At 56.5% G+C, this 9,520-nt stretch carries 8 protein-coding genes; 4 read left to right on the top strand and 4 right to left on the bottom strand.

Features of this window, described 5'->3' with window-relative positions:
• Positions 1 to 548: 548 nt before the first annotated feature.
• The 4 genes from WCO56_27120 to WCO56_27105 form a co-directional block, all read right to left on the bottom strand.
• Positions 549 to 2,699 carry a M3 family metallopeptidase gene (locus tag WCO56_27120; protein MEI7733273.1) on the bottom strand — a complete coding sequence of 717 codons (2,151 nt, stop codon included), beginning with the start codon at positions 2,697 to 2,699 and terminating at the stop codon, positions 549 to 551.
• A gap of 176 nt (positions 2,700 to 2,875) precedes the next feature.
• Positions 2,876 to 3,553, bottom strand: coding sequence for a hypothetical protein (locus tag WCO56_27115; GenBank protein MEI7733272.1), 678 nt, complete (start codon positions 3,551 to 3,553; stop codon positions 2,876 to 2,878).
• Between the two features lie 343 nt (positions 3,554 to 3,896).
• The gene (locus WCO56_27110) at positions 3,897 to 4,913 is read right to left on the bottom strand and encodes a class I SAM-dependent methyltransferase (protein MEI7733271.1); all 1,017 of its coding nucleotides are present in this window, start codon (positions 4,911 to 4,913) and stop codon (positions 3,897 to 3,899) included.
• Positions 4,914 to 4,922: 9 nt separating this feature from the next.
• Positions 4,923 to 5,162, bottom strand: a complete 240-nt coding sequence (locus WCO56_27105; GenBank protein ID MEI7733270.1) for a YecH family metal-binding protein — start codon at positions 5,160 to 5,162, stop codon at positions 4,923 to 4,925.
• A gap of 412 nt (positions 5,163 to 5,574) precedes the next feature.
• Here WCO56_27105 and WCO56_27100 point away from each other — a divergent pair, with 412 nt between their 5' ends.
• The 4 genes from WCO56_27100 to WCO56_27085 all read left to right on the top strand — a co-directional run bounded on the left by WCO56_27100 (position 5,575) and on the right by WCO56_27085 (position 9,356).
• Complete coding sequence (locus tag WCO56_27100; GenBank protein ID MEI7733269.1) at positions 5,575 to 6,822, top strand: acetylxylan esterase; 1,248 nt, start codon at positions 5,575 to 5,577, stop codon at positions 6,820 to 6,822.
• Positions 6,823 to 7,102: 280 nt separating this feature from the next.
• Positions 7,103 to 8,512, top strand: coding sequence for a CHASE3 domain-containing protein (locus WCO56_27095; protein ID MEI7733268.1), 1,410 nt, complete (start codon positions 7,103 to 7,105; stop codon positions 8,510 to 8,512).
• On the top strand, positions 8,509 to 8,949 hold the full coding sequence (locus WCO56_27090; protein MEI7733267.1) for a response regulator: 441 nt from the start codon (positions 8,509 to 8,511) through the stop codon (positions 8,947 to 8,949). Before WCO56_27095 ends, WCO56_27090 begins: the two co-directional genes overlap by 4 nt.
• On the top strand, positions 8,946 to 9,356 hold the full coding sequence (locus tag WCO56_27085) for a response regulator (protein MEI7733266.1): 411 nt from the start codon (positions 8,946 to 8,948) through the stop codon (positions 9,354 to 9,356). The genes WCO56_27090 and WCO56_27085 overlap by 4 nt, the downstream gene beginning before the upstream one ends.
• The last annotated feature ends 164 nt before the right edge of the window (positions 9,357 to 9,520 follow it).

Raw genomic sequence — 9,520 nt, 5'->3', positions numbered from 1 at the left:
ATTGACAGAGCACGGCGAAAAAGGCAACTTTTATTTGCGGATAAGCACTTAGTTGCCATGGGAAACCTTTAACGCTGGAAGGTGCTGATGACAAGACATTTTGTCATGGTCAGGTATGATGAGTGCGCTACGAGTGGGATGAAGGTGCTGGTGAAATCCTACGGGAACGAGGGAAACGGCAGGTTTGGCAGGCTGCCAAGGGTTGGTGGTTTGGGGTGCTCGCATAAGATTTTTTTGATTTAAGGTAACATGGGGGGAGTGACAACGGCGGACACTGGACTGAAAAAGGATGAGGGGTGAAAGTTCAAGGACAGCAGGGACAATTGAACAGTAATCAGTAAAAAGGAAAACAAAACAACCAATTCCGCACTCCGCATTCCGCACTGATAACTGGTTACTGACACAGAGGAATCCGTGGTTTGGAATACACCGTCCGTGGTATGGCGCGCGCTCCGTAGCGCGCCGCCGGTGGCGGGTTGTAGTCCATCCTGCGGACCTCTCAGTAACTGGTCCTCATTCCGCATTCCGAAATCCGCACTCCGCATTCCCTACTGCCGGATGCCCAACTGTATGAGGAGCGGCTCCAGGGAACGCGGACGCCCCAGGAACTTTTCAATGGACACATTGACATCCCGTGAATCGCCGGGCGCATAAATTTCATCCCGCAACCGCCGGCCTGTGACGGCGTCAAAATACCGTTTCGGCGCCTTTTCAAACACCGTGTCCATGTCTGCCGCAATGGCCTCCGCCCACGCGTAGCCGTAATAGCTGGCGTCGTACCCCATCAGATGGCCGAAATAGGCTACGAACGCCGTATCGTCTGGAACGGGGAGAAACACGTCGCGGAAAACATCATTCGCGACCTTCACCGGGTCCTGTCCTGTCCCCGCCTTGAAATCCGAATGGAACGTGAGGTCAATCAACCCGAAGGTCAATTGCCGCCGATAAAATGTGCCGATGGTCGCCAACCGCGCCTGCTTCAACCCGGCCAGGATATCCGCCGGAATCTTTTCCGCCGGCCGCGCATAATGAGCGGCGAAGGTATCGAGCACCGCGCGATCCCACACCCAATTTTCAAGCATCTGCGAGGGGGCTTCCACAAAATCACGCGGCACACTGGTGCCGGAGAATCGGGCATGGTTGGCGCGCGTCAACAACGAGTGCAACGCGTGCCCGAATTCATGAAACAACGTCTCCACCTCGTGATGGGACAACAGCGAGGGACGCCCCGGCGTCGGCGGCGGGAAATTGCAAATCAAGGCGGAGGTGGGCCGTTGGTAAACCCCATCCGCCGTGCGTTTGCCTTCGATCAGGCTGAAGTGGGCGAAGTGATTGTATTTGCCGTCGCGCGGGAACATATCCATGTACAACAGCCCCAACGGTTCGCCGGTGGCGGTATCCGTGACGGCAAAGAGGCGTAGATCCGCAATCCATTTGAACGGCGGTTCTACGGGCTGAATACGAATGCCAAAGATGTTCTGGTAAATGTTGAACATGCCGTCCAACACTTGTTGGTAGGGAAAATAATCCCGCAATTTCTCGGCATCCACCGAGTATTTCTCCTTTTGCAGCAGGCTCATGTAATAAGCCGTATCCCAAATCTCAATCCGGGCGTTTGCCTCGCCGGTATCCCGCGCCTTGAACGCCTGATACGCTTTCAATTCCGCATCAAACTTGGGTTGCAACCCTGTCTTCAGGTCCAGCAGAAACTGGCGGGCGGTGGCGGCGGTTTTGGCCATTTTCGGCTCGATCTGGTAATCGGCCCAAGTGGCGTAGCCCAGTTTTTTGGCGATGGTATCGCGCAGGTCCAGGATTTGCCGCAGCAAAGGCAGGTTGGCCTCACGCGCGAGCTGGTAGCGGGCGGTCAACAGCTTTTTGCGGGTCGCTTCTTTTTTCGCGTTTTCCGCCACCAGTTGATATTGGAACGTCACATTGGCCGCGATCGTATATTCATCCTCGCCGGTCTTGACCCCCGGCTGTCCCAACAACGTATCCGGCACCCCTTCCAGTTCGGCCCGGGTGAACTTGACCGCCAGTTTGGCCTTATTGACATTGGACTGGAAATCGGTGATCAGGCGGGCCAACTCCTTGCGCAACCGCTCCACTTCGCTGCGCTGTTCCTTGGGCAGATGCAGACCGGCGCGCCGGTAATCCCGCAGGGTTTCCTTTAGCAGTTTGGCATCTTCGACATTCAGGGTGGGTTTGGTATCGGCGTAAGCCTGAAGCGTGGCGTGGACATCCGCCCGATAATCCAGCCCCACCGCCCAATCTTGAAAAACCTTTTCTGCTTCCAAGCAAGCCTGGCGCATGGCGGCATCCGTGTGCGTTTCCTTCATCAGCCCAAGCCGGTTGGCGGTCAACCCGGCGGCATACACTAAATCATCCAGCGCCCGCACACTATGGTTGAAATCCAGGCGCGTGCGGTCCAGCGTGCCAATGGCATCAAGCCGGGCGTTGGCCGTGGCAATGGCCTGTTCCACCGCGGCCTTGACTGCCGCCGGAGTGGTTTCAAACTCGGGCAGACTCAGGCGGGAATGATAGTGGGCAGCCTGGGTTTGTAGTTGGGCAAGGGTAGATGCGGACATAGGAGATTGGGGGGATGGCGGATTGGTAGTGGTGCAACCGGATAGCACGACGGCGAGCGCGGGCGCGAGCCACGAGCCGACGCCAAAACACCGGCGATGTGCGTGATGATTCATGTCGTTCCAAAACACCCCGTCATTAAATAGCCGGAGCCACCACTTGTCAAACCCCGGCTATCAAACCATAACTGATCATTTTACGCTGTTGCTGCGTTGCGATGGTCGAACTCCGAAAATGACCCCGAAAACGAAAACTTTTAAATAATGAGGTGGACTGCCCTTGGTGAGTTCGTTTAACCGATGTTATCCAGGAAATGCGGCCGCAATTCCATCAGTTTATCTTCCAGTGAGAAGGCGACCGACATGCCCAGATACAACAACGATACGACGGCGTTCAAGTTGGCGTCAGCCTCGCTGGCGGATTGGAGGCGCGCCTTGAGGGCCGTGTTGACGCGGTTCAACTCCTCGTACAATTGGCCGAGTCCATTCAGGTTGAGGTCCGGCCTGCCGCCATCCTTAAAAATAAAGTATTGTTTCAGCAAATAGGCGGAGGCACTGCGGAATAGCGTTTCCTCGATCGTGGCAAAGGGAAGGTGATAATGCGTCAATCCCTTCAGCCGCGCCAAAACCGGGCAGGCGCTGCTGGCCATTACCAGACCCAGCAGGGCTCGCAAACCGGTTTGGGCGTCGCATTGTTTGAGGTACGTTCGTTCCGGGGTGCGCACTTCCACCGCGACTTGGGTGTAAGAGAGAATCCGGTTGAACTTGGAGGTGATGCTTTCGATGTCTACCGCTACCGGACACCGGCTATGAACCTGCGGGTTCAGCGGGCAGTTGGGGCATCTTTGGTAACCCAGGGCGGTCCACGTGGCGGGTTGAGCTGGGGCTGTGGTGGGCTGGCCAGTCCGTTCCAAATCCACCTCGAACTGAAACGTCGTCCCATCAGCCATCTTGAAAACGTATTCGATCATAAATCAGGACGTAAAGTTATGCCTTTCGTGGAATAAGCAAAAGAAACTTTTCGCAGGAACTGATTGTCGCCACCAAACGCCGCTTATCCACCGCGAGGGCGAGGGTCCGTCGCAATCGAGGAAAAGCTAAAACTCATGTGATCCTGAAAACCGGATTTTGCGCATCCTGTGAATCATGTTCATCCTGTCAAAGGGCTTAGCCTATTGTCCTCGTCGCCATATTTCACCTGCATTTTTCTGCCAGCCAATCTTTTTGCCCTGTCCCCTTCCCATTTAAATTTTGCAAGCTCGTTCCATAAATCGCTACCCAAACACCCATGATGAGGCTGTAGTGGCTTTGAACTTACTTGACAGGTTTGTTTGCCAGGATGAGCGGTGATGGTCCGGGTACGGGTAGTTGACGCGGTTGTTCCAAGCCGGCCGCCAGCAGCCAGCCGGTGATCTCAGCAAACGTGTATGTGCCGCCCGCCTCCGTATTTAAGAGCATGTTCACCGCGAACATCAGCGGGAGCGGTGGCCCCGTACGTTCATCGTTAGGCAGGAATTCCTGGATGGCCAGCGTGCCGCCTGGTGCGAGCGCTTCTGCGGCTTTTTTCAACAATTGACGACCGCGATCGGGTCCCTCGCTATGCAGGATGTGCCCCAAGGTGACCACTTGGTGATTATAACCGAAATCCACGACAAACAAATCACCCGCCACGACCGTCATACGCTCGGCAACCCCATGGCGCATGGCCATTTTTTTGGCTACCTCCAGCACCCCCGGCCAATCCACGGCGGTGATTCGCACCTGGGGCGATTGTTTGGCCAAAGCGATCCCCCAGACGCCGGATCCGGCCCCCAGGTCCAGCACACGTACAGGTGTTTGTGCCGCCGGGATACCCAAGTGCTTTCCCAACATCGTTGCCGCCGGAAGACTGCCGGGAAACAGGGATTCTACAAACTCCGAAAAATACTGCTCGCCATGCGTATCCTGATCCGTGCGTTTGACTGGCTGACCGGTGCGCACGACTTCCTTCAACTGCATCCATTGGGGCAGTAACTGTTCCGTGTGATGGCGGAAAAATGCCCCGCGATAATCCGATGAACCGGCTACCAGATAGGTGGCGCTTTCCGGCGTGAGCCGGTAGGTCGCGCCTTCCCGGGCCAGCAATTGCAGCCCAACCAGTGCATCCAGGATGGCTTTTAATCCGCGGTTTGCCACGCCCAGTTTTGCTACCAATTGTTCCAAGGTTTGCGGTTGCCGATTCAGTTGGTCAAAAACCCCGTGATGCACCGCGGCCTCAATAATCAAAGTCGGAGCGTACCCCCAGGCAAATTGCATGAGGCGTTCAGGCGTGATCGGTTTGCCAGTATTCATGCCCTTGCGCTAATGCTTACACATCAGGTCAGCGGAGGTTTGAAAGCCCTCCGGACTCGGCACGAATTTACCTCGGGCTTGCAGAAAGTCGATGATGCCTTCTGGAGTAAGGTTTTCCGCTGAACAGGTATGGAAGCGCGCTTCCGATCCAAATTTCGCAATGATATCGGCGAGCAGCGTAGCCCGAGAGTAGGCCTTGCCCGATTGCAACATCATTTGCATGACTTCATGTCCGTGTATTTGTTCCATCGGCATAGAGTAGCTCAAGATGTGCAATATTCAATTGTCATAAAAGCGATAGCGATAATTACTTTCAAAATGGAGCGTATGGCCAAGGTCAATTTGATCGCTGGGTTCGTTTATGTTTAGCTGTATTTCAACGCCGATCAACTCCACTTCAACGCCGCCGGCTGCCAACTGCTGGCCGAGCGCGTTCGCCCCTATCTGCCGAAGACCCTCTGAATCACGCCCGTTTTGTCGTCGGGGGGCGTCGCGCTACTGGAGCGCCTCATAAGGTGTGTTACTTGCAGCTTGCGCTCCGCCAGTCTGGACGGTAGAAACTTCCCAGGATCACCAACTCAGGACCCCGGTGGGTGTGGCAACTTGGCGGCACAGCCACCGGTGTTCAGGTGATTTATCAGTTAACGGCAAAGGAAATGACATGCATATACGTTTCATGACGGCGGCCTTCGCGGCCTTTTGGTACACCTCAGCGCTGCTGGGGGGCACCCTATCACTCAACTGGGCTACGGACAAGGAGCCGGTCTCCTATCGGCCTAACGAAATCATGACTTTCAAGGTCCAACTCGTGGACGACGGTCAGCCGCTGGCCGAAAAGACGCTTAAATGGACCCGGACCGGTGATGATGGCAAGACCGTCAAGGGTGAGGGAAAAAGCTCTGCGACCCAGCCGGTTGAAATCACCACGGCCACGGACAAGCCCGGTTTCGTACGCCTGGAGATCTCCGTGTTTAATGCGGATGGCACGCCCGTAAAAGACGCGAAGGGCAGCCCCTTGAAGTTCGAGGGGGGTGCCGGGGTCGAGCCCACGAAGCTTGAGGGCTATCCGGAGCCGGCCGATTTCGACGCGTTCTGGAAGGCTCAGAAAGCCAAACTGGCGGAAGTCCCGATGAAGGCCACCCTCAAAGAAGTTGCCTCGAAAAAACCGGGATTTAAAGTTTATGATGTCAGCATCGCCTGCGCTGGCGGGAAGCCGGTTTCCGGCTACCTGTCGGTCCCGGAAAACGCCAAGGAAAAATCGCTGGGAGCCCAAGTGAGCTTCCATGGGTATGGGGTGGGCGGGGCCAACCAGGAGAGCTGGCCCGGCATGCTGGTGCTCGACATCAACGCGCATGGGATTGAGAACGGCCGGGAGCCTGAATATTACAAGGCGCTCCAAGACGGCGCCCTCAAGGGCTACGGTTTCAGCGCCACTGAGAACGCCAAGCCCGAGACCGCCTACTTCAGCGGCATGATGTTCCGCCTCCTGCGGGCCTTGGAATATGTCAAGACGCGTCCGGAGTGGAATGGCAAAACGCTTATCGCCTCCGGCGGCAGCCAGGGCGGTTTGCAAGCCATCACGGCGGCGGCGCTCGATACGGATGTCACCCAGTGTAACGCTTATAAGCCTTGGTGCTGCGATCTCGGTGGAATCAAGCTGGGTCGCTTGCGCGGTTGGCGGCCGGACTATGCCGACGGACTCGGATATTACGACACAGCCACCATGGGAAAACGGATCAAATGCCCGACCTTCATCACGACCGGGCTGGGCGACTATGTCTGCCCGCCCTCCGGCGTTTCGGTCCTGTACAACAACATCAAGGCGCCGAAGACCATCGAATATACGCAGGGCTCCACGCACGGCTATAATCCGCCGAACCCGAAGAAGCAGACCCTCAGCAACAAGTAACAACCGGGAAAGCCCATCCGCTCCAACCTCGGTTTTCGGGTTAAACGCCCCAAGGCCAACGCTGCGGCCTGGTTTTGGCCCTGATTGTATTCCGCGACGATTTTCAAAATCAGGCCGCGCTGCCCCGGAGTGCGCCGCCCCACATTTCAGGCCTGGGGGAGGTTTGGCACCGCTGCCGCCGCCCTTATCAGCCGTGGCAACTGCCGTATTGGAACCAGCGACTCATGGGGTTCGCATAGGGTGAACACCCCATAGCGCCCCGCCAAGGAAACCCGTACTATTGTCTGGCTTGAAATGGAACCGCACAGCGATCAGTGAGTTTGGCCAGAAGCACACGAGCATTCTACTGGCAGCGGGATTATTCGTTCTCGCGGTGATTTGCGCTTCGTCGTATTTCACCTTTCAGTCCTATTTCCGCTCCAGCTTGTTGCGCAAGCACAGCTTTTTGACGCTCAACGCAATCCACAAGCTTCTGGCGGAAGTCACGGACGCGGAAACCGGGCAAAGAGGTTATTTGCTGACCGGAAGAGATAATTATTTAGAACCGTATCAAACGTCGGTGCTGGAGATTCCACGGCTGCTCGCCGAGCTGCGGCGCCTCCGGGAGTCAGAGGACCGACCGGCCGAGCTATTGGCCCGCCTGGAACAGCAGATAAAATTAAAATTCGACGAGCTTAACAGCACGGTGCAGCTTCGGCGCAGCGAGGGTTTGCCGGCGGCGCTGCAAATCGTTAATAGGGATGTCGGCAAACGGGTGATGGACGAAATCCGCCGGATTTGCGAAGAACTCGTCCAAGAAGAAACCGACCTGTTGAATGCCAGTGATGCCGCGATGAACCGGGGAACGGGGAGGGCAATGATCATCCTATTCATCGGCACCGCCCTGACGTTCGCGCTGGTCGTGGGGGCGGGGGTGATCACGTCCCACGCCACCAGAAAGCGCGCAGACTCGGAGGCAAAATTAGTCGAGTCGGTCAAGCATCTGGCCCTGAGCAACCGGGACCTGGAGCAGTTCGCCTATGTCGCGTCGCACGATCTCCAGGAGCCGCTGCGGATGGTCTCGAACTACTGTCAACTGCTCGGCCGCCGGTACAAGGGCCGGCTGGATGCGGATGCCGATGAATTTATCCAGTACGCGGTGGATGGCGCGCAACGCATGCAGCGGCTGATTGATGATCTGCTGGCGTATTCCCGGGTGGGTTCAAGGCGCGGAAAGCTGGTCCGGACGCCGGTCGAAAACGCGTTCCGGGAAGCGGTCAAGAATCTGGAAACGAGCATCCAGGAGAGCGGCGCAACCATCACCCACGACGCCCTGCCCGAACTGGAGGCCGACCCGAATCAACTGACGCAACTTTTGCAAAACCTGCTCGGCAACGCCATCAAGTTCAGAGGGAAGCGCGGGCCGCAGATTCACGTCTCGGCCGAAAAACGGAGCGGGGAATGGCTGCTGGGGGTGCATGATGATGGCATTGGGATCGCCCCGGAATACCGCGAGCAGATATTTGTGATATTTCAACGCCTGAACTCCAAACAGGAGTATCCCGGCACGGGAATCGGATTGGCCATCTGCAAAAAAATCATGGACACGCATGGCGGAAAAATCTGGGTGGAACCGAAAGCCGGACCGGGCACGACTTTTTATGTTAAATTCCCCCGAACCGCCGCAACCTCAACCACAGGAATGGCATGACCCCCATCGAGATTCTATTAGTCGAAGATAACCTTGGCGATGTGCGATTGACGCAGGAAGCGCTGAAAGAGGCGAAGGTGCACAACCGCTTGACCGTGGCGCGCGACGGAGTGGAGGCGCTGGCGATCTTGCGCAAGCAGGGCAATTATGCCACGGCGGCCACCCCCCATATCATTTTACTGGATCTAAACCTGCCAAAATTGAGCGGGACCGAAGTACTGGCTCAGATAAAAAATGATGAAGCGCTCAGGCAAATACCAGTGGTCATCGTGACCAGCTCCAAGGCCGAGGAGGATGTGGCAAAAAGCTACAACCTGCATGCGAACTGCTACGTCACGAAACCGATTGACCTCGATCAATTCATCAAAGTGGTTCGGGCCATAGAAGATTTCTGGTTCACGATTGTCCGATTGCCCGGGAGCCAACGACAGCCATGACGCAGTCTTATAAATACCTGACTTTGATCAAGGTGCTTTTAGTCGAGGATAATCCCGGCGATGCCCGGCTGGTCAGCGAATTCCTGGAGGAAGCGAGACCTGGCAGCTTCCGCGTCGCGAACGTGGGCCGCGTTTCCACCGCCGAAGCGGCTTTAGCCTCCGGCGACTTTGATGTCATCCTCCTGGACTTAACGCTGCCGGATGCCAACGGAATCGAGACCTACCGAAAAATGGCGGCTTTGACCGGCAACAAGCGAATTGTGGTCCTGACCGGCCTCGAAGATCTCGCAGTCGAGAATCAGCTCATGGGCGAAGGCGCGTACGCTTTCATCCGGAAACGACAACTGCATGGACTCCTGCTTGCCGGGATTCTCCGGAATGCCGCGGCTGCGCCATGGGACAAGTAGCCGATTGAACCCGAAAGAAATATGTTTAAGTCTCCTTATTCCAATGAGCTTTCAAGATGAGACTAAGGCGCGCAGGATTTTGGGCGGCTGGCGAGACGCGAGCGAGGCACATACCCGTCCCGACCTGTCGGGATAACGAGCGAGCAACGAAGCCAGCAGCTCAA

The organism is Verrucomicrobiota bacterium (genome assembly GCA_037139415.1).
GTDB lineage: Bacteria > Verrucomicrobiota > Verrucomicrobiia > Limisphaerales > Fontisphaeraceae > JBAXGN01.
The sequence above is the reverse complement of the archived record's forward strand: the minus strand, read 5'-3'. Positions and strand labels throughout refer to the sequence as shown.

Excerpts from the sequence above, each read along its gene's own strand:
- WCO56_27120 (MEI7733273.1), bottom strand. The coding sequence starts at position 2,699 with ATGAATCATCACGCACATCGCCGGTGTTTTGGCGTCGGCTCGTGGCTC.
- WCO56_27115 (MEI7733272.1), bottom strand. The coding sequence starts at position 3,553 with ATGATCGAATACGTTTTCAAGATGGCTGATGGGACGACGTTTCAGTTC.
- WCO56_27110 (MEI7733271.1), bottom strand. The coding sequence starts at position 4,913 with ATGAATACTGGCAAACCGATCACGCCTGAACGCCTCATGCAATTTGCC.
- WCO56_27105 (MEI7733270.1), bottom strand. The coding sequence starts at position 5,162 with ATGGAACAAATACACGGACATGAAGTCATGCAAATGATGTTGCAATCG.
- WCO56_27100 (MEI7733269.1), top strand. The coding sequence starts at position 5,575 with ATGCATATACGTTTCATGACGGCGGCCTTCGCGGCCTTTTGGTACACC.
- WCO56_27090 (MEI7733267.1), top strand. The coding sequence starts at position 8,509 with ATGACCCCCATCGAGATTCTATTAGTCGAAGATAACCTTGGCGATGTG.
- WCO56_27085 (MEI7733266.1), top strand. The coding sequence starts at position 8,946 with ATGACGCAGTCTTATAAATACCTGACTTTGATCAAGGTGCTTTTAGTC.